Annotated in this window: 21 protein-coding genes and 1 pseudogene; 12 read left to right on the forward strand and 10 right to left on the reverse strand. The window is 73.3% G+C overall.

Annotated features, from left to right (window positions below; genetic code table 11):
- Window positions 1–20 precede the first annotated feature (20 nt).
- Together ACQPXS_RS06630 and ACQPXS_RS06635 are read left to right on the forward strand one after the other, a co-directional pair.
- A complete protein-coding gene (locus ACQPXS_RS06630; RefSeq protein ID WP_433447857.1) occupies window positions 21–908 on the forward strand; it encodes a LysR family transcriptional regulator ArgP in 888 nt (295 codons plus the stop codon).
- A 408-nt stretch (window positions 909–1,316) separates the two neighbouring features.
- Complete coding sequence (locus ACQPXS_RS06635) at window positions 1,317–1,568, forward strand: WhiB family transcriptional regulator (protein WP_351812597.1); 252 nt, start codon at window positions 1,317–1,319, stop codon at window positions 1,566–1,568.
- A gap of 22 nt (window positions 1,569–1,590) precedes the next feature.
- Here ACQPXS_RS06635 and ACQPXS_RS06640 read toward each other — a convergent pair whose 3' ends face one another.
- From ACQPXS_RS06640 to ACQPXS_RS06660, 5 genes are all read right to left on the reverse strand, one after another.
- Window positions 1,591–2,040, reverse strand: a complete 450-nt coding sequence (locus ACQPXS_RS06640) for a DUF6098 family protein (RefSeq protein ID WP_365330441.1) — start codon at window positions 2,038–2,040, stop codon at window positions 1,591–1,593.
- 68 nt (window positions 2,041–2,108) lie between these two features.
- Window positions 2,109–3,944: a sensor histidine kinase gene (locus ACQPXS_RS06645; RefSeq protein ID WP_433455735.1), complete on the reverse strand. Its 1,836-nt coding sequence runs from the start codon at window positions 3,942–3,944 to the stop codon at window positions 2,109–2,111.
- A 148-nt stretch (window positions 3,945–4,092) separates the two neighbouring features.
- Window positions 4,093–4,797, reverse strand: coding sequence for a response regulator transcription factor (locus ACQPXS_RS06650; RefSeq protein WP_433447860.1), 705 nt, complete (start codon window positions 4,795–4,797; stop codon window positions 4,093–4,095).
- Window positions 4,798–4,817: 20 nt separating this feature from the next.
- Complete coding sequence (locus ACQPXS_RS06655) at window positions 4,818–5,558, reverse strand: L,D-transpeptidase family protein (protein ID WP_433447862.1); 741 nt, start codon at window positions 5,556–5,558, stop codon at window positions 4,818–4,820.
- 42 nt (window positions 5,559–5,600) lie between these two features.
- The gene (locus tag ACQPXS_RS06660; RefSeq protein WP_433447864.1) at window positions 5,601–7,007 is read right to left on the reverse strand and encodes a M1 family metallopeptidase; all 1,407 of its coding nucleotides are present in this window, start codon (window positions 7,005–7,007) and stop codon (window positions 5,601–5,603) included.
- Window positions 7,008–7,167: 160 nt separating this feature from the next.
- Here ACQPXS_RS06660 and ACQPXS_RS06665 point away from each other — a divergent pair, with 160 nt between their 5' ends.
- The gene (locus ACQPXS_RS06665; RefSeq protein ID WP_433447866.1) at window positions 7,168–7,515 is read left to right on the forward strand and encodes a DUF488 domain-containing protein; all 348 of its coding nucleotides are present in this window, start codon (window positions 7,168–7,170) and stop codon (window positions 7,513–7,515) included.
- 37 nt (window positions 7,516–7,552) lie between these two features.
- Here the strand turns inward: ACQPXS_RS06665 and ACQPXS_RS06670 are convergent, their stop codons facing one another.
- From ACQPXS_RS06670 to ACQPXS_RS06680, 3 genes are read right to left on the reverse strand one after another with little or no spacing between them, the layout of a single operon-like run.
- Window positions 7,553–8,857, reverse strand: a complete 1,305-nt coding sequence (locus ACQPXS_RS06670) for an RNA-guided endonuclease InsQ/TnpB family protein (RefSeq protein WP_433447868.1) — start codon at window positions 8,855–8,857, stop codon at window positions 7,553–7,555.
- 51 nt (window positions 8,858–8,908) lie between these two features.
- Window positions 8,909–10,582 carry an FAD-binding dehydrogenase gene (locus tag ACQPXS_RS06675; RefSeq protein ID WP_433455737.1) on the reverse strand — a complete coding sequence of 558 codons (1,674 nt, stop codon included), beginning with the start codon at window positions 10,580–10,582 and terminating at the stop codon, window positions 8,909–8,911.
- Window positions 10,583–10,608: 26 nt separating this feature from the next.
- The gene (locus tag ACQPXS_RS06680; protein ID WP_433447870.1) at window positions 10,609–11,250 is read right to left on the reverse strand and encodes a TetR/AcrR family transcriptional regulator; all 642 of its coding nucleotides are present in this window, start codon (window positions 11,248–11,250) and stop codon (window positions 10,609–10,611) included.
- Between the two features lie 103 nt (window positions 11,251–11,353).
- Here ACQPXS_RS06680 and ACQPXS_RS06685 point away from each other — a divergent pair, with 103 nt between their 5' ends.
- From ACQPXS_RS06685 to ACQPXS_RS06695, 3 genes are all read left to right on the forward strand, one after another.
- Window positions 11,354–11,983 (forward strand): alpha-ketoglutarate-dependent dioxygenase AlkB, encoded by a 630-nt coding sequence (locus tag ACQPXS_RS06685; protein ID WP_433447872.1) that lies wholly within the window; start codon window positions 11,354–11,356, stop codon window positions 11,981–11,983.
- A 77-nt stretch (window positions 11,984–12,060) separates the two neighbouring features.
- Window positions 12,061–12,807: an MBL fold metallo-hydrolase gene (locus ACQPXS_RS06690; protein WP_433447874.1), complete on the forward strand. Its 747-nt coding sequence runs from the start codon at window positions 12,061–12,063 to the stop codon at window positions 12,805–12,807.
- 31 nt (window positions 12,808–12,838) lie between these two features.
- Window positions 12,839–14,074, forward strand: coding sequence for a DUF4032 domain-containing protein (locus ACQPXS_RS06695; protein ID WP_433447876.1), 1,236 nt, complete (start codon window positions 12,839–12,841; stop codon window positions 14,072–14,074).
- Between the two features lies 1 nt (window position 14,075).
- Here ACQPXS_RS06695 and ACQPXS_RS06700 read toward each other — a convergent pair whose 3' ends face one another.
- Complete coding sequence (locus ACQPXS_RS06700; RefSeq protein ID WP_433447878.1) at window positions 14,076–14,942, reverse strand: universal stress protein; 867 nt, start codon at window positions 14,940–14,942, stop codon at window positions 14,076–14,078.
- On the opposite strand from ACQPXS_RS06700, the gene ACQPXS_RS06705 reads away from it, so the two are divergent.
- The 6 genes and pseudogenes from ACQPXS_RS06705 (at window position 14,832) to ACQPXS_RS06730 (ending at window position 22,729) form a co-directional block, all read left to right on the forward strand.
- On the forward strand, window positions 14,832–15,413 hold the full coding sequence (locus ACQPXS_RS06705) for a MarR family winged helix-turn-helix transcriptional regulator (RefSeq protein ID WP_433447880.1): 582 nt from the start codon (window positions 14,832–14,834) through the stop codon (window positions 15,411–15,413). The two genes, ACQPXS_RS06700 and ACQPXS_RS06705, sit on opposite strands and share 111 nt — an antisense overlap.
- A 235-nt stretch (window positions 15,414–15,648) precedes the next feature.
- Window positions 15,649–15,989 (forward strand): annotated as a pseudogene (locus ACQPXS_RS06710) (VOC family protein).
- A 119-nt stretch (window positions 15,990–16,108) separates the two neighbouring features.
- Window positions 16,109–17,785, forward strand: coding sequence for an FAD-dependent oxidoreductase (locus tag ACQPXS_RS06715; RefSeq protein WP_433447882.1), 1,677 nt, complete (start codon window positions 16,109–16,111; stop codon window positions 17,783–17,785).
- A gap of 16 nt (window positions 17,786–17,801) precedes the next feature.
- Complete coding sequence (locus ACQPXS_RS06720) at window positions 17,802–19,271, forward strand: ATP-binding protein (protein ID WP_433447884.1); 1,470 nt, start codon at window positions 17,802–17,804, stop codon at window positions 19,269–19,271.
- Window positions 19,268–19,630: a UBP-type zinc finger domain-containing protein gene (locus ACQPXS_RS06725; protein WP_433447886.1), complete on the forward strand. Its 363-nt coding sequence runs from the start codon at window positions 19,268–19,270 to the stop codon at window positions 19,628–19,630. The genes ACQPXS_RS06720 and ACQPXS_RS06725 overlap by 4 nt, the downstream gene beginning before the upstream one ends.
- A 135-nt stretch (window positions 19,631–19,765) precedes the next feature.
- Complete coding sequence (locus ACQPXS_RS06730) at window positions 19,766–22,729, forward strand: helix-turn-helix transcriptional regulator (RefSeq protein ID WP_433447888.1); 2,964 nt, start codon at window positions 19,766–19,768, stop codon at window positions 22,727–22,729.
- Here ACQPXS_RS06730 and ACQPXS_RS06735 read toward each other — a convergent pair.
- The gene (locus ACQPXS_RS06735; RefSeq protein WP_433447890.1) at window positions 22,684–23,967 is read right to left on the reverse strand and encodes an SGNH/GDSL hydrolase family protein; all 1,284 of its coding nucleotides are present in this window, start codon (window positions 23,965–23,967) and stop codon (window positions 22,684–22,686) included. The genes ACQPXS_RS06730 and ACQPXS_RS06735 overlap by 46 nt on opposite strands.
- Window positions 23,968–24,052 lie beyond the last annotated feature (85 nt).

The following is a 24,052-nucleotide window of genomic DNA, read 5'->3' on the forward strand; positions in this document are numbered from 1 at the left end:
CTTACGTATCCTTAGCGCTCGTGATGACGGAGCTTCCCCTTGAGCAGGTACGGACCCTGCTCGCCGTGGTCGACGAGGGCACCTTCGACGCCGCCGCGGCCGCCCTGCACGTGACCCCGTCGGCGGTCAGCCAGCGGGTGAAGGCGCTCGAACAGCGCACCGGCCGGGTGCTGTTGCAGCGCACCAAGCCGGTGCGGGCCACGGAGTCCGGCGCGGTGCTGGTGCGGTACGCCCGGCAGCTCGCCCGGCTCGAACGGGACGCCTGGGGCGAACTCGGGCTGAGCGGCGCCGGGGAGCCGACGCGGGTGTCGGTGGCGGTGAACGCGGACTCGCTGGCGACCTGGTTCCTGCCGGCGCTGACCCGGGTGGCGGGGCTCTGCTTCGAACTCCACCGGGAGGACGAGGACCACACGGCGGCCCTGTTGCGCGAGGGGCTGGTGATGGCGGCGGTGACCACCGCCGCCGACCCGGTGCCGGGCTGCACCGTCCGGCCGCTCGGCCGGATGCGGTATCTGCCGGTCGGTACACCGGAGTTCACGGCCGCCCACCTGGGCGGGCGGCCGCTGCCGGAGGCGCTGTCCGAGGCCCCCGTCGTGGTCTTCGACCGCAAGGACGACTTCCAGGACGCCTTCGTACGCCGGCTGGGCCGGGACGCCGCCGGCCCGCTCAGGCACCTCGTGCCCACCTCGGAGGGCTTCCTGGACGCGGTCGCCGCCGGGCTGGGCTGGGGAATGGTGCCGGAGGTCCAGGCGCGTCCGCTGCTGGTGGAGGACCGGCTGGTGCTCCTCGCTCCCGAGGAGTGGATGGACGTCACGCTGTACTGGCAGCAGTGGAGGCTGGACTCCCCCGCACTGGCCGCTTTCGCCGATGCGGTGACGGCGACGGCGGCCGAGGCGCTGCGCCGCTGACGCCCCCGTCACGGTCCCCCGTCCGCGTTTCATCCGTCTACGTCCGTTTCGGATTAACCGTTTCGGATTATCCGTTTCGCGCCGGCGGAAGGGCCCCGCGGAGTACGGTGGTCGGGCGGTGGCGCGGCGGACGGCGGTCCCGGCCGGTTCCCGCCCCAACTCCGCGCCCCCGGTGCCCGGTCGGGTACGGGTGCCCACGGCCCGGTGGCCCGTCCGCACCGTTCCCGGCCCGTTGAACGCGCACGGCTCGCCCCGGCCGTACGCGCGCCCGTGGCCGGATCGCCCCCCACACGCGATCCCTTGTCGCACACGCCGTTTCACGCCGCCGCGACCGGTCACCCGAACCCGCAAGCACGCAGTACGCATTCGACAGGCACGGACGACTTCGATCGGATCCGGGAGACTTCCATGGACAACTGGCGCGACCATGCCGCGTGCCGTCACGAGGACCCCGACCTGTTCTTCCCCATCGGCACCACCGGTCCGGCGCATGTGCAGACCCAGCGCGCCAAGGCGGTCTGCGGCCGGTGCCCCGTCCGGGAGGAGTGCCTGGACTGGGCGCTGGAGACGGGGCAGGGCATCGGCATCTGGGGCGGTACGACCGAGCTGGAGCGCCGGGCCCTGCACCGCCGCGCCCGCTCCCGGCCACGCTCCGGCTGAGCCGGGCGCCGCGGTCCGGGCCTCAGCGGCCACCGCGGCGCAGCGTCCCCCACTCCGCTTCCTGCCGCGCCACCTCGGCCTTCGCCGCGTCGATCACCTCGTCCGCGATCCAGCACAACGGCTCGGCATCGGTCACGAGGGGCTCGTTGTCGGGGCCCCGGCCGGCCTCCCGGCCCCGCAGGACCCAGGGACGGACACCGGGCCCCTTGTCGTGCGGCAGGTGTGCGTAGTCGTACAGGCGGCGGGCCACCCACAGCTCCACCGACCGGTCCGCCCACCAGCTCTCGATGTCGAGCGGACTGGCGGACAGCCCCGGCATGGACACACCGGTCAGGTCGTCGGTGCTGGAGACCTCGGCGAGGTCGGTGCCGGGCCCCAGGGACCAGCGGACGTACAGGCCCTGCTGCTCGTCCACCAGGCGGGCCACGTCCGCGAGCGTGGACACGACCGGCAGGTTCTCCGCTGCGCTCATGACCCGACCTCCCTCGACTGCGCCGCGCGACCGGAGTACCCCTGGTGCGCGAGGGGAATCGGAGGCGGTCAGGCGGGGTCCGCGGGTGGGCCTGCCGCGGGCAGCCGCAGGGTGAAGACGGCGCCCTGGCCGGGCTCGCTCGCGGCCTCGGCCGTGCCGTCGTGGGCGGCGAGCAGGTGGCGCACGATCGGCAGGCCCAGGCCGCTGCCGCCGGTGCGGCGGCTGCGGGACTTCTCGGCACGCCAGAACCGGTCGAAGACGTGCGGCAGGTCCTCGGGAGCGATGCCCGAGCCGGTGTCGCTGACGGTCAGCACGACGTCGTCGCCGTCCCGGCGGGCGGCGAGCGTGACCGTGCCGTCGGCCGGGGTGTGCCTGAGCGCGTTGGAGACCAGGTTCCCGAGGGCCTGCCGCATCCGCACCGGGTCGGCGTCGAGCCAGGCGCCGGCGTCGGTCTCGGTGCGCAGGGCGACCCCGGCGGCTCTGGCCGCGACCCGGTGGGCGGCGGCCACCTGGTCCAGCAGGTCGCCCGCACGCAGCGGCTCGCGGTGCAGCCGCAGGGTGCCGGCGTCGGCGGCGGAGAGGTCCTGCAGGTCGTCGATGATCCGCTGCAGCACGAGCGCCTCCTCGTGCAGCGAGTCCAGCAGGGGCGGGTCGGGCTCGACCACTCCGTCGCGGACGACCTCCAGCCAGCCGCGGATGTTGGTGAGCGGGCTGCGCAGCTCGTGCGCGATGTCGCTGACCATCGCCTTGCGCTGCGCCTCCAGGCGGGCGCGGCGCTCGGTCAGGTCGTTGAAGGCCTCGGCGAGGATGCCGGTCTCGTCCCGGGTGGTCACCGGTACGCGTACGTGCAGTTCGGGCGGCTGCTGGGCGGCCTCGGTCAGCGCGCGCAGCGGCCGTACCAGCCGGATGGCGACGAGGGCGGTCACGGCGACGGTGACGGCGAGGACCAGTCCGGCTGCGCCGATCACCTTGGCCTTGTTGGCCGGGGACATGTCGAAGCGGGACGTGTTCTGGTCGCCGATGCCGAGGAACAGGTCGGCCACCGGGGCGACGTAGGGCTCCAGTTGGGTGCGCCGGGCGGTCAGGATGCAGTGCTGGGCGGCCCGCGCCGTCGCCTCCTTGCCCGCTCTGGCGAACTTGGCGACGAGGTAGCCGCCGCCGAAGAGGTCCTTGCCGCTGGGGTCGAAGGTGAGGAAGAGCTGCCCGCCCAAGTCCAGGCCGGCCTGCTTCAGGCAGGGCCGGGCGAGGTCGGTGAGGTCGGCCAGGGCCTTGCGTTCCGTCGGTGTCGGCATGTTGAGCCGTCCGTCCTCGCACACCGCCGCGCCGTAGGCGGCCGGATCGGTGCCGTCGGGGAGCGTGACGACGGTCCGCCCGCTCGCCGAGCGGACGATTCCGGGCTGGAGGCCGTAGTGCTCGTAGCACTGCCTGCGTTTGGCGGCCAGCGCCTTCACTTGCGCGCGTTCCTTCGCCGGGAGCCGGTAGGGGCCGACCACGCGCGGGTCGATGCCGCTGAGCTGGGCGCCGCTCTCGCTGTACGTGTCGGTGCGCAGCGGGTCGACGGTGGCCGCGGGCCGGGGCGGCAGCGGGGTGCCGCGGGGCGCGGAGTCGGCGACGAGGGTGCGGTCGGCGGTGGTCAGCGCGATCCGGCGTCCGGTCTCGGCGGCCAGCTGCCGGACGGTGCGGCGGACGTCCGTCCAGTCGGAGTGGGTGGCGGCGTATCCGCTGAGCCGGGCCAGGATGCTGTTGTCGGCCGCGAGGTCCTGGCCCTGCTCCTCCTTCAGGGCGCTGGTCGTGGTGGTCACCGCGAGCCAGGCGGTGGCGGCCACCGAGCAGACCGCGATCAGCGCGGACACGGACAGCAGCCGGACGAGAAGCCGCTTGCGCAGCGGGATCCGCCGCCTCACGGGCGCCTGCGGGCCGGCGCCCGCCTGCTCGCGCTGCCCGGGCATGCCCGGCCGGACCCGGAGCCACCGACGCTTCACGGACACCTCCGCCCGTCCCGAAGCCGCCCGCACGTCACGGACGCCTCCCGCCCCGCTCGGGACCGCCGCCTCACGGCCTGGTTCCGCTCAGCTTGTAGCCGACGCCGAACACGGTCAGCAGCCGTACCGGCCGGCGCGGGTCGGTTTCGATCTTGCGGCGCAGGTTCATGATGTGGACGTCGATCGCCCGCTCCGTGGACGCCCGGTCGAAGCCGCGGGTGCACTGCAGCAACTGCCGCCGGGTGAACACCCGTTCCGGCCCGGCGGCCATCGACAGCAGGATCTGGAACTCGGCGGGCGTGCAGTCCACGACCGCGCCGTCGCAGCGCACCTCGTGCCGTACGGGATCGACGCTGATCCCGGCGGCCCGTACGACCGGGTCGTCGTCCCGGGTGCCGACGCCGCGCCCGCTGCGTCTGAGCACCGTGCGGATGCGGGCCATCAGCTCGCGTGGGCTGTACGGCTTGGTCATGTAGTCGTCGGCGCCGAGTTCGAGGCCCAGCAGCACGTCGTCCTCGGCGGACCGGGCGGTGAGCATGACCACCGGTATCTCCGGGTCCGCGCCGCCGCGCAGCGCCCGGCACACCCCGAAGCCGTCGACGACCGGGAGCATCAGGTCCAGGACGACGAGGTCGGGTCTGAGGCCGCGGGCCGCCTCCAGCGCGGCGGCGCCGTCGTGCACCACGGTTGCGGTGTGTCCCTCGGCCAGCAGGGAGCGGCGGATCAGTTCGGCCTGCTTCTCGTCGTCCTCGGCGACCAGTACATGTGCGCACACGGGTTCGGATCCTAGGCGGCTCAGACGGCGAGCCAGTCGGCGTGTCCCATGACGACCACCGGATGCCGTGCCGGATCGAGGGTCCGCAGCAGTTCCCTCATGTGGCCCTTGGCGACGCTGACACAGCCGTGGGTGGGCCCGCCGTGGTCGACGTGCAGCCAGACTCCGCCGCCGCGCTTCGGGCCGAGCGGCCGGGTCCAGTCCAGCGGGGAGGTGCCGGGCCGGCGGTTGTAGTCGATCGCGATGACGTAGTCGAAGCAGCCCTCGAGCGGTTCGCCCTCGAAGCCGGTGCCGGGCGAGTGGAAGCCGCCGGAGCGGTGGTACGGCAGTTTGCTGCCGGGGTCGGGGAGGAGGCCGCCGGCGTCGGAGAGGGTGTAGACGCCGAGCGGGGAGCGCAGGTCGCCCAGTACGTGGTGGGCGCTCCAGCCGCGAAGGGCGTTGTGGCCGGGCCAGCGGGGGCCCGTCTGCCAGCCGGCGGTGGTGCGCTGGTGCAGGGCGACCGTGCAGAGCGGGGAGTCCTTCCCGCGCCCGGTGACGACGACGGCCTGCTCGCAGCGCTCGGGTATCGCCGCCGACCTGGCGGGGCCGAGGCCCGGTATGCCCTGGTGTGCCTGCTCCGCCTGGACCGCGGAGGCGGGCGTGGCGGTGGGTGCCGGGCGGGTGGGGGGTGTCCGGCGCCCGGTCGCCTCGACACCGCCGCCGCAGCCGGTGAGCAGCAGCGGGGAGGCGAGGAGGGCGACGGCGGTTCTGCGATGGATCATGGTGTCGACCCTGGCCGACACATGTTTGGAACCGGTCAGGGTTCAGGCGCTGTTCGGCTTGCCTTTGGTGAACAGCCAGGTGTGGAACAGCCCGTCCAGCCGCTTCCCGGAGATCCGCTCGGCCAGCGCTTCGAACTGTGCCGTCGTACCGTGGCCGCCGCGGTGTCCGGCCGTCCAGGCGCGCAGGATCCGGAAGAAGTGCCGGTCGCCCACGGCCTTGCGCAGTTCGTGCAGGGTCATGGCGCCACGGGCGTAGACGGGCGTGTCGAAGATGTTCCCGCCGCTGCCCGGGTCGCCGGGCGGAAACGCCCACAGGTGGTCGCCGGCCGGGCGGGCGTAGAGGGCGTCGAAGGTCTTCTGGGCGCTGTCGCCGCCGTGCTGCTCGGTGTACAGCCACTCGGCGTAGGTGGCGAAGCCCTCGTTGAGCCAGATGTCCTTCCAGGCGGTCAGGGAGACGGAGTCGCCGAACCACTGGTGGGCGTTCTCGTGGACGAGGGTGCCGATGTCGGGTGCGGAGTCGTACAGCGGCCGGGTCTGGGTCTCCAGGGCGTAGCCGACGTTCGCGTGGTCGACGATCGACCCGGCGGAGCGGAACGGGTACGGCCCGAACAGCTTGCTCTCCCAACTCAGGACGGACGGAAGCTTCTTGAGCACCGGTGCGGCCGCGCTCGCCTCACGCGGGTCGACGGCGTTGTACACGTGGACGCCGTCGTGGGTGGTGTACTGCTCGACGTCGAACTTTCCGATGGTGACCGTGGCCAGGTAGGCGGCCATGGGCTGGGTCTCGCGCCAGTGGAAGGTCGTACGCCCGTGCTCGGTGCGCCGGCCGAGCAGCACGCCGTTGGAGACGGCCGTGCGCCCCTGGGGGACGGTGACGGTGATGTCGTACGACGACGTGTCCTTGGGGTGGCTGTTCGCCGGGAACCAGGTCATCGCGCCCTGGGGCTCGCCGGCGACGAAGGCGCCGTCGTCGGTGGGGATCCAGCCGTCCGCGCTGCCGTCGGGGTCGGTGACCGGCTTCGGGGTGCCGGCGTAGGTGACGGTGACCCGGAAGTCCCGGCCCGCGCGCAGGGTGTGGCGCGGGGTGACGACGAGTTCCTGGCCGTCGCGCCGGAAGGCCGCGGGCGCGCCGTCGACGGTGACGCGGGTGACCTGCAGGCCCTTCAGGTCGAGGTCGAAGCGGCTGAGGTTCTCGGTGGCGCGGGCGGAGAGGGCGGCCCGGCCGTCGAGGTGCCGGGCGGAGGTGTCGTAGCGGAGCGTCAGGTCGTAGTGCCGGACGTGGTAGCCGCCGTTGCCGCTGAGCGGGAAGTAGGGGTCGCCCGTGCCGGAGGCGCCGGCCTTGCCCGGCACCGTGGCTCCGGCGGCGCCGACGAGTGTCGCGAGGGCGACGGGGAGGGTGGCGAGGACGGCGGTGCGGCGTCGGAGGTGCGGTCTGCTGGGTGGCGTCACATGCGGCTCCTGGAGGAAGTGCCGGGTGCTACAGACTAGGGGCGGCGAGCGCCCGGTTTCTGTCTTGTTCAGGACAACTCGCCCCGCGTCGCGACCGGGTGGCCGGGATCCGCCGCAGTAGGCTCGCGGGACCGTCCACGATCCGAGAGGGGCCCCGACCGTGAGCGTGCGTGTGCGCCGCATCTACGACCCGCCCGAGGCCGACGACGGCCTGCGCGTCCTCGTCGACCGCCTGTGGCCGCGCGGCCTCGCCAAGGACGCGGCCCGGGTGGACGAGTGGCCGAAGGCGCTCACGCCGTCCAACGAACTGCGCAAGTGGTACCACAGGGGCGGCTCCTACGAGGAGTTCCGGGGCCGCTACGAGGCGGAGCTCGACGCCCCCGAGTCCGCCGAACTCCTCGACGGCCTGCGCAAGGCGGCCCGCGGGAAGCGCGTGACCCTGCTGACCGCGTCCAAGACGCCGGAGCAGAGCCACGCGCAGGTCCTGCTGGAGCTGCTGAAGGGCTGAGTTGACTTCCTCCCCGGGTGGAAACCCGGGGATTCCCCTATGAGGGGGTTCGGCCGGTCGCCCGGCTTACGAGTTCCTGCTTCACGGACCGGCTGGTGCCAAGGTCTCCACAGGCTGAGACCGCATGTCCTGCGGCCTTGATGTTCTTCGCGGCGTTCACGTCGGCATGGTCGCGGTGTCCGCAGCCTGGGGCTTTGCACCGGAAGACCGCTTGGCTCTCGCGGTTTTCTTCGGTGACGAAGCCGCAGGCGGAGCACCGCTGCGACGTGTACGCGGGGTTGACCTTCACCACGCGCGTGCTCGTGTACCGGGCGGCGTTGGTAAAGGCGAGTTCGAGGCGGTGCCATCCCTTGTCCAGGATGGCCCGGTTCAGCCCGGCCTTCTGACGGACGTTCCGGCCGGGCTCGGCCACGGTACCGGACGCGCTGGCGGACATGTTCTTGATCCGCAGGTCTTCGAGGACCACCAGGGCGTTCTTCGCGACGATCCGGGCGGCGGTCTGCGCGCAGAAGTCCCCACGCCGGTCCGACACCCGGGACATGATCCGGCCCATAGCCGCGATCGTCTTCTGCCGGTTCGCACTGCCGCGCTTCGACCGGGCGAGGCGCTGTTGCAGACGCCGGTACCGGACGATCTCGCCGGCCGTGATGAACGGGCGGTCGTAAAAGTCGCCGTCCGAGGTGACGACGGCGGTCTTGACCCCCCGGTCGATACCCACGGCGGTACCGGGCATGGCATGCTGCCGGCAAGTGGCGGCCTGGTCGTCCACGAGGAACGACACAAACCACCGGCCGCCCTTGCGGGACACGGTCGCGGAACGGATCTCACCACCCGGGGGCCGGGACCAGCGGAAACGGACCCAGCCCCGCTTCGGCAGCTTGACCCGGCCCCGCTTGCGCCCCAGCCGCTCCACGCTGATCTGCTCGGCGTCCGGGAACCGGAACGACGGCGACCAACGTGCCTTCGACCGCCACCGCACCTGGAACGTGCCGTGATCCCGGCAGGCCCGGTCCAGATCCTTGAGCGTCTGCTGCAACGCGTGCGACGGTGCCGCCTTCAACCACGGGTGCTCAGCCTTGGCGTCGGCCAGCTCGGCACACTGCGGCGCGCAGTTCATCCACGCCCCGCGCCGCCGGTATTCCCGGCGCTGCTCCAAGGCTGTGTTCCACACCGACCGGCAGATGTTGCCGAACTCCTCGCACATCTCCTGTTGTTCGGGCGAGAGATCGAGCAGGTACCGGCGACCGGACAGCATGAGCACACCCCCCTTCGGCTGGTGGATCAACATAGTGCACGCCACCGACAACGCAGAGAACTCCGCCGCTGCGCGGCTCCGCGCCAAGGATGAGCTGACCCCGTCCTGAAGGACGGGGCCTGCACTCAAGAGATCCGGTCAACCCGTGTGCCTGGCCGCGTGCCGGCCCGCGGCCCGGCCGGAGAACAGGCAGCCGCCGAGGAAGGTGCCCTCCAGCGCGTTGTAGCCGTGCACCCCGCCGCCGCCGAAGCCGGCCACCTCGCCCGCCGCGTACAGCCCCTCGATCGGGGTGCCGTCGGCGGACAGGGCGCGGGAGTCGAGGTCGGTCTGGATGCCGCCGAGGGTCTTGCGGGTCAGCACGTGCAGCCGGACGCCGATGAGGGGGCCCGCGGCGGGGTCGAGGAGGCGGTGCGGGGTGGCGACCCGGCCGAGCCGGTCCCCGATGTAGCGGCGGGCGTTGTGGATGCCCTGGACCTGGGAGTCCTTGCTGTAGGGGTTGGCCATCTGCAGGTCGCGGGCCTCTATCTGGCGGCGCACCTCGACCGCGTCCAGCAGCGGCTTGTCGGTGAGGGCGTTCATCTTCCCGACCAGCTGCTCCAGGTTGCCCGCGGTCACGAAGTCCGCCCCCTTGTCGAGGAAGGCCTGCACCGGTGCGGGCGCACCCTTGCCGAGCAGCCGGTCGCGCAGGACGGCCTTGCGGTCCTTGGCGGTGATGTCCGGATTCTGCTCGGAGCCGGAGAGCGCGAACTCCTTCTCGATGATCTTCCGGGTGAGGATGAACCAGGAGTGGTCGTATCCGGCGATGTCCTCGGTGGTGCGCAGGTACTTGAGGGTGTTGAGGGTGTCGTAGCCCGGCAGGCAGGGGTCGGGCAGCCGGCGGCCGAGGGCGTCGAGCCAGATGGAGGACGGGCCGGGCAGGATGCGTATGCCGTGGCCGGGCCAGATCGGGTCCCAGTTCTGCAGGCCCTCGGTGTAGTGCCACATGCGGTCCCGGTTGACCAGCCGCACACCGGCCTCGGCGCTGATGTCGAGCATCCGGCCGTCGACGTAGGCCGGGACGCCGGTGACCATCTCGGCCGGCGGGGTACCGAGCCGCGCGGGCCAGTGGCGGCGGACGATGTCGTGGTTGGCGCCGATGCCGCCGGTGGTGACGACGACCGCCTGGGCGGTGAGTTCGAAGTCGCCGACGCGCTCGCGGTTGGAGGCGACTCCGCGTGCCGAGCGGTCCTCGGCGAGCACCGTGCCGCGCACCCCGCGCGCGGTGCCGTCCTCGATGACCAGCTCGTCGACCTGGTGGCGGTGGTGGAAGGTCAGCAGTCCGTCCCGGGCGGCCTGGCGGGCGTACTTGACGAACGGCTCGACCACGCCGGTGCCGGTGCCCCAGGCGATGTGGAAGCGGGGCACCGAGTTGCCGTGCCCGCCGGCCCTGAGGTCGCCGCGCTCGGCCCAGCCGACGGTCGGCAGCAGCTCGATGCCGTGCCCCTTGAGCCAGGACCGCTTCTCGCCGGCCGCGAACTCGACGTAGGCGCGGGCCCAGCGCACCGCCCAGGAGTCCTCGTCGTCGTGCCGGTCGAACCGCGCACTGCCCTGCCAGTCGCTCCAGGCGAGGTCGAAGGAGTCCTTGATGCCGAGGCGGCGCTGCTCCGGGGAGCCGACGAGGAAGAGCCCGCCGAAGGACCAGAACGCCTGTCCGCCGAGGTTGTTCGCGTTCTCCTGGTCGACCAGGGCCACCCGGCGGCCCCGGCTGGTGAGCTCGTGCGCCGCGACCAGGCCGGCGAGGCCCGCTCCGACGACTATGACGTCCGCGTCCATCGTGACTGTGTCCTTCCTGAGGGTCCTCATGCGGGGGTCGTGCGGGGTGCTGCGGGGGTGCGGCTGCCGTCCGTGAGCAGGGCGGTGACCAGTTGCTTGAGCCAGGCGCGGGCGGCGTCGACGTCCTTGTCCAGCAGGAGCTGGACGGTGACGCCGTCGTACGCGGCGACCACCGCGTGCGCGGCGCCGTCCACGCCACCGAGCACGGCGGGCAGTTCGGTGTGGCTGCCGGCCTGGAAGAGCCGGTCGGCGACCGCCTCGCGGAGCCGGGCGCGGTGGTCGAGGAGGGCCCGGGCGATCTCGGGGTCGCGGGCGGCGTGCACCAGGAAGTCGGTCTTGACCAGCAGCCAGTCCACGTCGAGCAGCAGCACCTCGGTGACGCGGTCCACGGCCGTCGGTACGTCGAGTCCGGGCCCGTCCTGGGTGAGCGCCTCGGTGACCTGGGAGGCGATGAGGTCGGCGCGCTCCTGGTAGAGGGCGAAGAACAGCTCGTCCAGCGTGGCGAAGTTCGAGTAGAAGGCGCCGCGGCTGAAGCCCGCGGCCTCGCAGACCTCCTCGATGGAGACCCGCCCGAAGCCTTTGGCCGCGAACACCTCGAACGCGGCCTGAAGCAGCCTTGCTCGGGTCTGGACCCGGCGCCGGGTGACGCGCTTGGGTGTGTCCTCCATCCGGCCCTCCCGAGTTCGATACAGGAATGTATCCGATACATCGATGTATCGAAAGGTCCGATCAAAGGGGAACACATTTTCGATTAAGGAGTACGCTGGACCCATGTCCACGCACCTCCAGGGCTCCCTCTTCGACCAGACCGACGAGCTCCGGCTCGGGCCGCTCGACGGGCCGGCCCGGACCGAGCTGGGCGCCGGCGCCTGGATCGACGTCCTGCCGGGCTGGCTGAGCGGGGCCGACGCCCTGTTCGAGAAGCTGGCGGCGGACGTGCCGTGGCGGGCGGAGCGCCGCAAGATGTACGACAACGTGGTGGCCGTGCCGCGCCTGCTGGCCTTCTACAAGGCGGACGACCCGCTCCCCCATCCGGTGCTTGACGAGGCCCGTGACGCGTTGTCCCGGCACTACGCCGAGGAGCTGGGCGAGCCCTTCACGACCGCCGGGCTGTGCTTCTACCGCGACGGCCGGGACAGCGTGGCCTGGCACGGGGACCGGATCGGGCGGGGTGCCCGCGAGGACACGATGGTCGCGATCCTCTCCGTCGGCGCGCCCCGGGACCTGCTGCTGCGTCCGGCGGGCGGCGGCGGTACGACGCTGCGGCGGCCGCTCGGCCACGGCGATCTGATCGTGATGGGCGGCTCCTGCCAGCGGACCTGGGAGCACTGCGTACCGAAGACGGCCCGGGCCACGGGACCGCGCATCAGCATCCAGTTCCGGCCGCACGGCGTGCAGTGACGCCACCCACCGGTGCGGGAGCACCGGCACATCTGGTTGGCTGTCCCGGACGGTCGGTCACAGGGTTCGGGGAGATCATGCGGGCAGAGGTACACCACGTCGCCGACGGCACCTATCTGGTGCACGGCAACCACGTCAACTGGGTGATCCTGAAGGACGGGGACGCCGTCACGCTGGTGGACACCGGCTATCCGGGAGACCGCCAGGGAGTTCTCGAATCCCTCGCCGAGGTGGGCAGCTCCCCGGAGGCGGTCGCCGCCGTTCTGATCACCCACGCGCACAACGACCATCTGGGCTCGGCCGAGTACCTGCGCGCCACCCACGGCACGCCCGTCTACCTGCACCCGGCCGAAGTGCCGCACGCGCGGCGGGAGTTCCTGCAGCAGGCCTCCATCGGCGACGTGGTCCGCAACGCCTGGCGGCCGGGCGTCCTGCCCTGGGCGGCCCATGTGATCCGCGTCGGCGGCACCGACCACAACCCCGTCACCGCTCCCGAGCCGTTCCCGGACGAGGGCCCCCTGGACCTGCCCGGCCGCCCCGTGCCCGTGCACACCCCGGGCCACACCGGCGGCCACTGCGTCTACCACCTCCCCGAGGCGGGCATCGTCATCTCCGGCGACGCCCTGGTCAGCGGCCACGCGACCTCGCGGGTCAGGGGACCGCAGATACTGCTCGACTTCTTCCACCACGAGCGCTCCGGTGTCCTGGCCTCCCTGGAGACGATCGGCGCGCTGGACGGCGACACCCTGCTGCCCGGTCACGGGCCGGTCCACCGGGGTCCGGTGCGGGCGGCGGCCGAGCAGGCGCGGGACCGGGCCTCCTAGAACACGCGGGCGGGGCCTTAGGGTTCGTGCCATGGCCTTGCAGATCAACGCCACGAACCCGGAGCACCCCGCGCTCCTGCTCGCCCTGCCCTGGGACGTGCCCCTGGAGGAGTGGCCCGAGGAGTACCTCGTGCCGCTCCCCAGGGGCATCTCCCGGCACGTCGTGCGGTACGCGCACGCCGGCGACGAGGTGATCGCCGTCAAGGAGCTGGCCGAGCGGCCCGCGCTGCGCGAGTACGGGCTGCTGCGCGACCTCGACCGGCTCGGCATCCCCGCCGTCGACCCGCTCGCCGTGGTCACCGGCCGCACCGACCGCTCGGGCGCCCCGCTGGAGCCGGTCCTGATCACCCGGCATCTGCGCGGCTCGATGCCGTACCGGTCGATGTTCGAGACGACCATGCGTCCGGCGACCATGCACCGGCTGATGGACGCCCTCGCCGTGCTGCTGGTCCGGCTGCACCTGGCCGGGTTCGCCTGGGGCGACTGCTCGCTGTCCAACACCCTCTTCCGGCGGGACGCGGGCGCCTATGCCGCGTATCTGGTCGACGCCGAGACCGGCGATCTGCACCCGCGGCTGAGCCCGGGGCAGCGGGAGTACGACCTGGACCTGGCCCGGGTGAACATCAGCGGCGAGCTGCTGGACCTGGAGGCGTCCGGTGCGCTGCACCCCTCCGTCGACCCGGTGGAGTTCGGGCACGAGATCTGCACCCGCTACCAGGGCCTGTGGCAGGAGCTGACCCGCACCTCGGTGTACCCGGCGGGCAAGTACCACTACATCGAGCGCCGGATCCGCCGGCTGAACGACCTCGGTTTCGACGTGGCCGAGATGCAGATCGAGCACTCCTCCAACGGGGACACGGTCACCTTCGTACCGAAGGTCGTCGACGCCGGGCACCACCAACGGCAGCTGTTGCGGCTGACCGGCCTGGACACCGAGGAGAACCAGGCGCGGCGGCTGCTGAACGACCTGGAGAGCTGGATGGCCACCCAGGACGACTACGCGCCCGGCGATCCGCTCGCCGCCCGTCCGGAAGTCCTGGCCCACCGGTGGGTGCGGGACGTGTTCCGGCCCACCGTACGGGCCGTGCCGCCACAGCTGCGCGGCTCGATGGACCCGGCCGAGATCTACCACGAACTCCTGGAACACCGCTGGTACCTGTCCGAGCGCGCCCAGCACGACATAGGCCTCGACACGGCCGTCGAGGACTACATCGCGAACGTCCTGCCCAAGGCGCGGGCCGGCCTGGAGCCGACCGAGGCCGAGTAGCTCACTCGTGCGGGACCACCGCGACCGGGCATTCGGCGTGGTGCAGCATCCCGTGCGCGACCGAGCCGATCCGGGCGCCCACGGCCGTACGGTGCGCCCGGCGCCCGACGACCATCAGCTGGGCCCGGTCGGCCACCGACAGCAGCACCTGGCCCGCGCTGCCCATCTCGAGGTGCTCGGCCACGGGCACGTCCGGGAACCGTTCCCGCCACGGCCGGAGGGCCTCGGTCAGCGCCTGCTGCTCGTAGGGTTCGAGACCGCCGGAGTCGTCGAGGAGCTTGAGCGAGCCGGGGCTGTAGGCGAAGACCGGCGGCAGGGTCCACGCCCGTACGGCCCGGACGGCCGCGCCACGGGCCGCCGCCGTCTCGAACGCGAACCGCAGCGTGGCCGCACTGTCCTCGGGGTCGCCGTGCTGGCCGACCACAACTTCCCGCCCGGCCGCCTCGGCCGCCGGCCGGTCCCCGGCGCGCACCAGGACCACCGGCCGGGCCGCCTCGGTGATCACCTGCTGCCCGACCGAGCCCAGCAGGAACCCGAGCACGGGGCCGTGCCCGCGCGAACCCAGCACCATCATCTCCGCCTCCGCCGCGGCACGGGCCAGCGCGCGCACGGGCTCGCCCTCGACCACGTCGACGCTCACCTCCAGCTCCGGATGCCGCGCGGAGACGCCCCGCACGGCCTCCGCCACCCCTTCCGACACCCAGACCTGCTGGGTGGTCCGGTCGGCGACGGCCAGCGACTCGGCGTACCGCCAGGCATGCACCACGCGCAGGGGCAGCCCACGGCGTACGGCCTCCCGGCCCGCCCAGTCCAGCGCGGCCAGGCTCTCCTGGGTGCCGTCCACCCCTGCCGTGATCGGGCGTGTCATCCGTGGGCCTCCTCGTCGTCGCCGCTGTCGTGGTGCTGGTGCCCACTATCGGCCACCGTCGCGCACGGGCACGACGATCTCCTCCACGAGCCGTCGGGCGATACCCCGGGGGGATGTTCCAGATGTCCGCGTGTCCGGCGACCAGCCGCAGGGTGCGATCGCCCCAGCCGGGAGGCCGCCGACAGGATCGGGGCCGACCGAACCACGATGACCGCACTGGTCGTCGCCCTGGAGGACAAGGGACTCGTGGCGCGCCGCCGCAACGCCGAGGACCGGCGCCGGAACACGGTCGAGCCGACCACCCACGGCCAGGAGGACCTGCACCGCGCCGAAGAGGCCCGCCCGGAGGCCGAGCGCCGGTTCCTGGCGGCCCTCTCCGACGCTGACGCCGAGCGTTTCCTGGGTGCGCTGCGGACCCTGGCCGGCTTCGCGGAGGCGGAAAGGGAACAGGACGGCACGGCCGCCCGCTGACCACGCTTCCGGCACGGCTCCGGAGTGGGAGCAGGTGGTCCTCGACACGGCCGGCCCCGTGGCGCTCGGGCGCTGGTGGGCCGGGGCGTGGTGAATGCGCCGCGGACGCGTACGAGATCCGGCCCGCGCCCGACCGGCTGCCTGGGCTGCTGTTCGTGCCGGCGCCGGAGACGGTCGAGAACCGGCACGGCCGCCCGCTGACCACGCTTCCGGCACGACTCCGGAGTGGGACCAGCTGGTCGTCGACGCGGCCGGCCCCGTGGCGCTCGGGCGCTGGTGGCCGAGGCGCTGGGCCGGGCCGTGGTGAACGACGCCGCGGACGCGTACGGGACCCGGCCCGCGCCCGACCGGCTGCCTGGGCTGCTGTTCGTGCCGGTGCCGGAGCTGGAGACGGTCGGGAACCGGCTGCATCTCGATTTTCACCCGGACGACCCGGCGGCCGAGGTGGCCCGGCTGCTCGCGCTCGGCGCCCGCCGCGCGGAGATCGGGCAGGGCGAGCAGCCGTGGCAGTGGGTGGTGCTCGCGGGTCCCGAGGGCAACGAGTTCTGTGTGCTCGGGGAGCGGCACCCGGGCTGATCGCGCCCCCTGCCGTATCCCAGGGCGAATCGGGGCGATCGAACATACGATGGCTGCGAACCGGTGCGGTGGTCCCCACGACACCGACCCGCGGAACCAACGCTCGGGGTGGGAGACGTATGGCACAGGCCGCCGACGCAGCGCGGACCGTCATCCTGACCGTGGACGACGACCCGGGGGTCTCCCGCGCCGTCGCCCGCGATCTGCGGCGCCGCTACGGCGAGTCGTACCGGATCGTGCGCGCGGAGTCGGGGGAGTCCGCGCTCGAGGCCCTGCGCGAGCTGAAGCTGCGCGGCGACCTGGTGGCGGTGATCCTTGCCGACTACCGCATGCCGCAGATGAACGGCATCGAGTTCCTGGAACTGGCGCTGGACGTGTACCCGGGGGCGCGCCGGGTGCTGCTGACCGCGTACGCGGACACCAACGCGGCGATCGACGCGATCAACGTGGTCGATCTGGACCACTATCTGCTCAAGCCCTGGGACCCGCCCGAGGAGAAGCTCTACCCGGTCCTGGACGATCTGCTGCAGGCCTGGCGCTCCAGCGCCTACCGGCCCGTGCCCAGCACCAAGGTGGTCGGGCACCGCTGGTCGGCGCGGTCGTCGGACGTGCGCGAGTTCCTCGCCCGCAACCAGGTGCCGTACCGCTGGTACTCGGTGGAGGAGCCCGAGGGGCAGCGGCTGCTGGCGGCCGCCGGGCAGGACGCGCGGCGGCTGCCGCTGGTGATCACGCCGGACGGCACCGTACTGGTCGAGCCCGAGGCGCCGGAGCTGGCCGCGCGGGTCGGGCTGGCGACCACGCCGACGGCCGACTTCTACGACCTGATCGTGATCGGCGGCGGGCCGGCCGGGCTCGGTGCGGCCGTGTACGGAGCCTCCGAGGGGCTCAGGACCGTGCTGGTGGAGCGGTCGGCGACCGGCGGGCAGGCCGGGCAGAGCTCGCGGATCGAGAACTACCTGGGCTTCCCCGACGGCGTCTCCGGCGCCCAGCTCACCGACCGGGCGCGCCGGCAGGCGGCCAAGTTCGGCGCGGAGATCCTGACCGCCCGCGAGGTGACGGGACTCGAGGTCAACGGCGCCGCCCGGGTCGTACGGTTCGCGGACGGCTCGGCGATCGCCGCGCACAGCGTGATCCTCGCGACCGGCGTGCAGTACCGGCAGCTGGAGGCCGCCGGCTGCTTGGATCTGACCGGCTGCGGGGTGTTCTACGGTTCGGCGCTGACGGAGGCCGCCTCCTGCCAGGGGCAGGACATCTTCATCGTCGGCGGCGCCAACTCGGCGGGCCAGGCCGCGATGTACCTGTCCCGGGGCGCGAAGTCGGTGACCTTGCTGGTGCGCGGCCCCGACCTGTCGGCCTCGATGTCGCACTACCTGATCCAGCAGATCAACGAGGCGCCGAACATCTCGGTGCGCCCGCACACCGTGGTGGACGCGGCGCACGGCACGGACCACCTGGAGCAGCTGACGCTGCGTGACACCGTGACCGGCGAGAGCGAACGGGTCGACGCGCAGTGGATGTTCGTGTTCATCGGCGCCGCCCCGCTGACCGACTGGCTCGGCGACGCCGTGCTGCGCGACGAGCGCGGGTTCATCCTGGCCGGGCCCGATCTGACGGCCGACGGGCGGCCGCCGGCCGGCTGGGAGCTGGACCGGCCGCCGTACCACCTGGAGACCAGCGTCCCCGGCGTGTTCGTGGCGGGTGACGCCCGTGCCGAGTCCGCCAAGCGGGTCGCGTCCGCCGTCGGAGAGGGAGCCATGGCCGTGATGCTCGTCCACCGGTATCTGGAACAGTCATGAACGATCTGGAGCAGTCATGAGCGGGCAGATCATGCCGTGCAGTCCCCAGGAGATCGGCTCGCTGTTCCTCTTCGAGAAGCTGAGCCCCGAACAGCTGGGCCGGTTGTGCTGCGAGGGTCGGGTGGAGCTGTTCCAGCCCGGTCCGGTGTACACCGAGGGCGACCCGGCCACCTGCTTCTTCGTGTTGATCGAGGGCACGGTCGTGCTCTCCCGCCGGGTCGGCGGCGACGACGTGGAGGTCACCCGCACCTCGCAGCGCGGGGTGTACGCGGGCGCGATGCAGGCCTACATCGGCGACCGAGTGCGGCAGGCCTACAACAACTCGATGCGGGTGACGGAGCCGTCGCGGTTCTTCGTGCTGCCGGCGGACATCTTCGCGGACGTCATGAACGAGTGGTTCCCGATGGCCGTGCATCTGCTGGAGGGCCTGTTCTTCGGGGCGAAGCGCACCCAGGCGGTGATCGGGCAGCAGGAGCGGCTGCTGGCACTGGGCTCGCTGTCGGCGGGGCTCACGCACGAGCTGAACAACCCCGCGGCGGCGGCCGTACGGGCGACGGCCACGCTCCGCGAACGGGTCGCGAAGATGCGGCGCAAGCTCGCCATGATCGCCGAAGGCCCCTTCTCCCGCGACGCGTTGGCGAGTCTGGTCGAGATCCAGGAGCGCACCGCCGAACGGGTCGCCAAGGCTCCGGTGCTCAGTCCGCTGGAGGCCTCCGACCGGGAGGACCTGCTCACCGACTGGCTGGAGGACCACGGCGTCGGCCAGGCCTGGCAGCTGGCGCCGGCCTTCGTGCAGGCCGGACTCGACGTCGACTGGCTGGACCAGGTCGCCGCCGCCGTGGACGAGGAGATCCTGCCCGGTGCGGTCGCCTGGCTCAACTACACCATCGAGACCGAGCTGTTGATGAACGAGATCGAGGACTCCACCACCCGGATCTCGCATCTCGTCGACGCGGCCAAGCAGTACTCGCAGCTGGACCGGGCGCCCTACCGCGCGGTGGACGTGCACGAACTCCTCGACAGCACCCTGCTGATGCTCTCCGGCAAGATCGGCGGCGGCATCCAGGTCGTGAAGGAGTACGACCGCACGCTCCCGCCGGTGCCCGCCTATCCGGCGGAGCTGAACCAGGTGTGGACCAACCTGATCGACAACGCGGTGTCCGCCATCAACGGCGCGGGCGGCACGGGCACGTTGACCGTGCGGACCGCGCTCGACCACGAACGGCTGCTGGTGGAGTTCCGGGACACCGGACCCGGGATCCCGCCCGAGATCAAGGACCGGATCTTCGACCCGTTCTTCACCACCAAACCGGTCGGCGAGGGCACCGGGCTCGGCCTGGACATCTCCCGGCGGATCGTCCTCAACAAGCACCACGGCGGCCTGCGCGTGGAGTCGGTGCCCGGCGACACCCGCTTCCAGGTGCTGCTGCCGCTCACCGCCGAGCTGCCTGACACGTCCATCGAGCAAGCGGAGGAAGCCGTATGAGCACCAGCGACAAGGCCGACGCGATCGACCCGGGCGTCCCGCCCAGCGGCACCGGCTGCGTGGAATGCGAGGAGGCCGGCGGCTGGTGGTTCCATCTGCGCCGGTGCGCGCAGTGCGGGCACATCGGGTGCTGCGACGACTCACCCGCGAAGCACGCCACCGCGCACTACCACGCCACGGGGCATCCGGTGATCCAAAGTTTCGAGCCGGGTGAGGAGTGGTTCTGGGACTACGCGACGGACGAGTTGTACACCTCGGGTCCGGAGCTGGCCCCGCCGGTCAGTCATCCCGCCGAACAGCCGGTGCCGGGGCCTGCCGGGCGGGTGCCGAGGAACTGGGCGCAGGTGCTGAGGGGTTGAGCGTCCGCCGGCTCGGCGGGTTCTGCGCGGACGGCGACCGCGGGTGCGTCGTGGCTGGTCGCGCCCGCGCGGCGGGACCGCCCATCGGCACGGTCCCGCGCCCCTTCGGGGCGCCCGGCGTGCCAGGATGGGGGCGTGTCGCAGATCGTCTTCTCCTCGCCGCCGTTGATCGGGCGGGACGAGGAACTGGCCCGGCTCCTCGGCGTGCTGGAGCGCGCCCGGGGTGGGGAGGCGCGGGCGGTGCTGGTCGCCGGGGACGCCGGGGTCGGCAAGACACGGCTGCTGGACGAGGTCACGGGGCGGGCGGCGCGGACGGGGGGCACCGTGGTCACCGGGCACTGCGTGGACCTCGGTGACGTGGGCCTGCCGTATCTGCCGTTCACCGAGATCCTCGGCGTGCTCGCCGCCGACGCACGCTTCACGTCCGTGCTGGCCGCGCATCCGGCGGTGGAGAGGCTGCTGGGCGCCGGCACCGATCCGGCGGGCGGCCCGGACGGAAGGCTGCGACTGTTCGAGGACGTCGCCGGGCTGCTGGCCGAACTGGCCGCCGTGGCACCGCTGCTGCTGGTCCTGGAGGACCTGCACTGGGCCGACCAGTCCTCCCGGGACCTGCTGCGCTTCCTGCTCAGCCGGGGCGTGCTGCACCGGCCGGGCGGCGGCCCCGAGCGGCGCCTCGCGGTCCTCGCCTCCTACCGGGCGGACGATCTGCACCGCCGCCACCCCCTGCGCCCGCTGCTCGCCGAACTGGTCCGGCTGCCGGCCGTGGAGCGGCTGGAGCTGCGGCCGCTGCCCGATCCCGAGGTCGCGCGGCTGGTGCGGGCCCTGGAGGACCGCCCGCTGCCCGAGGCCGTCGTACGGGGCATCGTGGCCCGCGCGGAGGGCAACGCGTTCTACGCGCAGGAGCTGTTCGCTGCGGCCGGCGCGGACGCCGGCGGCGTGCCCAGCGGGCTCGCGGACCTGCTGCTCATCCGGGTCGAGCAGCTGACGGAGACCGGCCAGCAGGTGCTGCGGACCGCCGCCGTGGCCGGGCGCCGGGTGGAGCACGACCTGCTGCGCGAAGCGGCCGGGCTCCCCGAGGAGGAGCTGGAGGCGGCGCTGCGCGAGGCCGTCGGCCGGCAGCTGCTCGTCCCCGGGGACCGCGACACCTACGCCTTCCGGCACGCCCTGACCCGCGAGGCGGTCTACGCCGATCTGCTGCCCGGCGAGCGGTCCCGGCTGCACGGGGCGTACGCCCGGCTGCTCGCCGCCCGCGGCCGCGCCCCGGAGACCGCCGCCGAGCGCGCCCACCACGCGCGCGAGAGCCACGACCTGCCGGCGGCGCTCGCCGCCTGTCTGGAGGCGGCCGACCACGCCCGGCGGCTGGGTGCGCCGGCCGAGGAGCTGCGGCACCTGGAGACGGCGCTGGACCTGTGGTCGTCGGTGCCGGCCGGGGCACGGCCGAGCGCCGACGGCATCGCGCCCGTCACCCTGACCCTGCGGGCCTCCGTCGCGGCCGTGCAGGCCGGGGACTCCCATCGGGCGGTCTCCCTGACGCGGGCCGCGCTCGCCGAGGTCGGCGAGGACGCCGACTCCGCGCTCGCCGCCCGGATCCGCTACACCCTGGCCGGCAACCTGATCAGCGTGGACCGGCTGCAGGCCGCCTTCCGGTACAGCAGTGAGGCGCTGGCGCTCATCCCCGCCGAGCCGCCCTCGCCGACCTGGGTGTGGGCGGCGGCCACCCATGTCGTGGCGGCCCGTCACCTCGGCGCGGACGAGACGGCGCTGAGCATCGCCCACCGCGCCCTGCGCGTCGCGGAGGAGCTGGGTATGGCCGATGCCTGGGCCGATCTGCTGATCTCCCTGGCCAATCTCGAAGGAGGCGGCCGGCGCTCCCCGGAGGGCCAGGAGAAGCTGCGGCGGGCCCGGGAGCTGGCGCGGTCCGCCGGGCACGGTCCGGTGGAGATGCGCGCGCTGTTCAACCAGGCGATCAGCCGCCTGGAGGCCGGCGATCTCCAGGCGTGCCTGCCCGTGCTGGCCGAGGCGCTGGAGCGGGCCCGCCGGACCGGACTGCTGTCCTCGCCGTATCCGCTGGGGATGCGGTATCTCCAGCTGCTGGCGCTGTACACGCTCGGCCGGTGGGACGAGTGCCTGAGCACGGCGGCCGAGGCCGCGTCCGCCCTGCCGGCCACGGGCGCCTTCGCGGCGGGGCCCGCGCTGTACGCGGCCGCGGCGCGGGGCGACGCCGGGGCCGTCCAGCGGGCCGAGGCCCTGCTGGAGGGGCCGTTCAACTGGATGGGCACGCTGGTCGCCGGCATCGTCCTCACCGACGCCGCCGCCCTACGGGGCGACCCGGAGACGGCCGAGGAGCGGATGCGGGCGGCCCTCGCCGCGCTGGGCGACGGCTCGGAGCGGCGGCCCGACGTCACCGTCCGGCTCGCCGCACTCTGTCTCACGGCGGTCGCCGACCGGGCGGTGGAAGCGCGGCGTACCGGGGACGCGCCGGCGCTGCGCCGCTGGGCGGACACCGCGACCGAGCTGGTGGAGCAGGCGCGGGCCTCGGCGGCACGGGACGAGGAGGGGCGTCCGCAGGGCCCGGAGGGCCAGGCCTGGCTGGCGCGCGCCGAGGCGGAGTGGGCGACGGCCACCTCCGGCCCGGATCCGGCGGCCTGGGACAAGGCGGTCGCCGCGTTCGCGTACGGCGACGTGTACGAGCAGGCGCGCTGCCGGGTGCGCTGGGCGGAGGCGCTGCTGGCCGTCGAGCGGCGCGCGGAGGCGGCGGAGCAGGCGCGTGCGGCGCGGGCGACAGCGGCCACGCTCGGTGCGGCACCGCTGCTGGAGCGGATCGACGTGCTGACCCGCCGGAGCCGTCTTACCGCCGCCACCGCGGCGGACCCGGCCGGTGCCGCGCCGCTGACCGCCCGGGAGCAGGACGTGCTGCGGCTCCTCGCGCGGGGCCGCAGCAACCGGCAGATCGGCGAGGAGCTGTTCATCAGCGTCAAGACGGCGAGCGTGCACGTCTCCAACATCCTGGCCAAGCTGGGCGCAGCGAGCCGTACGGAGGCGGTGGCGGTCGCCTACCGCCGGGGGCTGATCGCGCCGGAGCCGACCGGGGCGGGGTGAGCCGGCCGGTCCCCGGTCAGGCGGGTGCAGTCGAGGGTGCCGGGGTCGACGGCGCCGGCGATCGCCCGCATCCCCTGGTCGTCGGGGTGCAGGTGGTCACCGCCGTCGAGGAACGGCAGCAGCCGTACGGCGTCGTGGGGGCTGCGCAGGATGCGGTCGACGTCGGTGACCGCGTCGAACTCCCCGCTGCCGCGGATGAATCGGTTCACTTCCCGGCGTACGGTCTCGGCGGCCGGATCCCATTCGGGCCAACCCTCGAAGGGGCCGATCGTGGCGGCCACCACGCACTTGCCCGCAGCGTGCACCCGCTCGGCGATCTTCCGGTACCCGGCGATCAGGTCCCGCGCGGTGACGCCGGTGTGCGCCTTGAGGTCGTTGACCCCCTCGAAGAGGAAGACGGTGCGCACACCGGGCAGGGACAGCACGTCCCGGTCCAGCCGGTTCAGCGCGCTCTGCCCGGCGCTGTCGGCGAGGACCTGGTTGCCCGAGATGCCCTCGTCGGCGACGCCTCGCACGGCCGCGCGGGCTGTGCGCAGGCGCTTCGCCAGATAGTCGGGCCAGCGGTGGTCCAGATCCAGGGTGGAGTGCCAGCCGTCGGTGATGGAGTCGCCGAGCGCGGCCACGGCCCCGGTGCCGCGGCCGGCCGGCCGTACCGACACGGCGTCGAGGTACCACCAGGAGCCGGTGGTCTGCGTCCAGTTGGTGCCGCTCTCCTCGGCGGTGTGGTCGCCCTGTCCGGTGTAGGAGGTCTGCATCGCCAGCCAGTGGCCGGTCGCCGGACCTGCCGCGGCCGGGGTATGCAGGCTGACGACCAGATCGGTGCCGGCGCGCAGCCGGCCGGGCAGCGGGTCACTCCAGGCGGTGGCACCCGTCGGAACGATGACCGTACGGGCGCCGCCGAAGGTGAGCCGCCGGTTGCTGCCCGGCCGCACGGCGGCCCCCTCGCCGCGCATCCCGGCGTAGACGCTGTCCACGGTCAGCGGCCGGTCGCCGAAGGCGTTGCTCAGCCGCACGCGCGGATCGTCGCCGCCGACGCTGGTGTGCACGATCATCCGGTAGCCCTGGCCGGCGGTGCCCTCGCCCATGCGGTCGGCGCTCGCCGCCCAGGTGACGACCCCGGAAGCCTGCTCGGCGGACGCGGGCAGAGCGGCCGCCCTGCCCGGCGCGGACTGGCAGACGACGGCCGTGAGCAGGACGGCGGCGACGCGGCGGAGGCGTCGGAACCGGCCGGTCTTCACGCGGGCTCCCGGAGCGTGCCGGACCCGCCGGGTCGCACGCGGACCGTCCGGGACATGCCTGCGTACCCCACGGACGTCATGGTCC

The organism is Streptomyces sp. CA-142005 (assembly GCF_050942335.1).
Taxonomy (GTDB): domain Bacteria; phylum Actinomycetota; class Actinomycetes; order Streptomycetales; family Streptomycetaceae; genus Streptomyces.

Excerpts from the sequence above, each read along its gene's own strand:
- ACQPXS_RS06635 (WP_351812597.1), top strand. The coding sequence starts at position 1,317 with ATGGACAACTGGCGCGACCATGCCGCGTGCCGTCACGAGGACCCCGAC.
- ACQPXS_RS06640 (WP_365330441.1), bottom strand. The coding sequence starts at position 2,040 with ATGAGCGCAGCGGAGAACCTGCCGGTCGTGTCCACGCTCGCGGACGTG.
- ACQPXS_RS06655 (WP_433447862.1), bottom strand. The coding sequence starts at position 5,558 with ATGATCCATCGCAGAACCGCCGTCGCCCTCCTCGCCTCCCCGCTGCTG.
- ACQPXS_RS06675 (WP_433455737.1), bottom strand. The coding sequence starts at position 10,582 with ATGGACGCGGACGTCATAGTCGTCGGAGCGGGCCTCGCCGGCCTGGTC.
- ACQPXS_RS06680 (WP_433447870.1), bottom strand. The coding sequence starts at position 11,250 with ATGGAGGACACACCCAAGCGCGTCACCCGGCGCCGGGTCCAGACCCGA.
- ACQPXS_RS06685 (WP_433447872.1), top strand. The coding sequence starts at position 11,354 with ATGTCCACGCACCTCCAGGGCTCCCTCTTCGACCAGACCGACGAGCTC.
- ACQPXS_RS06690 (WP_433447874.1), top strand. The coding sequence starts at position 12,061 with ATGCGGGCAGAGGTACACCACGTCGCCGACGGCACCTATCTGGTGCAC.
- ACQPXS_RS06695 (WP_433447876.1), top strand. The coding sequence starts at position 12,839 with ATGGCCTTGCAGATCAACGCCACGAACCCGGAGCACCCCGCGCTCCTG.
- ACQPXS_RS06705 (WP_433447880.1), top strand. The coding sequence starts at position 14,832 with ATGCACCACGCGCAGGGGCAGCCCACGGCGTACGGCCTCCCGGCCCGC.
- ACQPXS_RS06700 (WP_433447878.1), bottom strand. The coding sequence starts at position 14,942 with ATGACACGCCCGATCACGGCAGGGGTGGACGGCACCCAGGAGAGCCTG.
- ACQPXS_RS06715 (WP_433447882.1), top strand. The coding sequence starts at position 16,109 with ATGGCACAGGCCGCCGACGCAGCGCGGACCGTCATCCTGACCGTGGAC.
- ACQPXS_RS06720 (WP_433447884.1), top strand. The coding sequence starts at position 17,802 with ATGAGCGGGCAGATCATGCCGTGCAGTCCCCAGGAGATCGGCTCGCTG.
- ACQPXS_RS06725 (WP_433447886.1), top strand. The coding sequence starts at position 19,268 with ATGAGCACCAGCGACAAGGCCGACGCGATCGACCCGGGCGTCCCGCCC.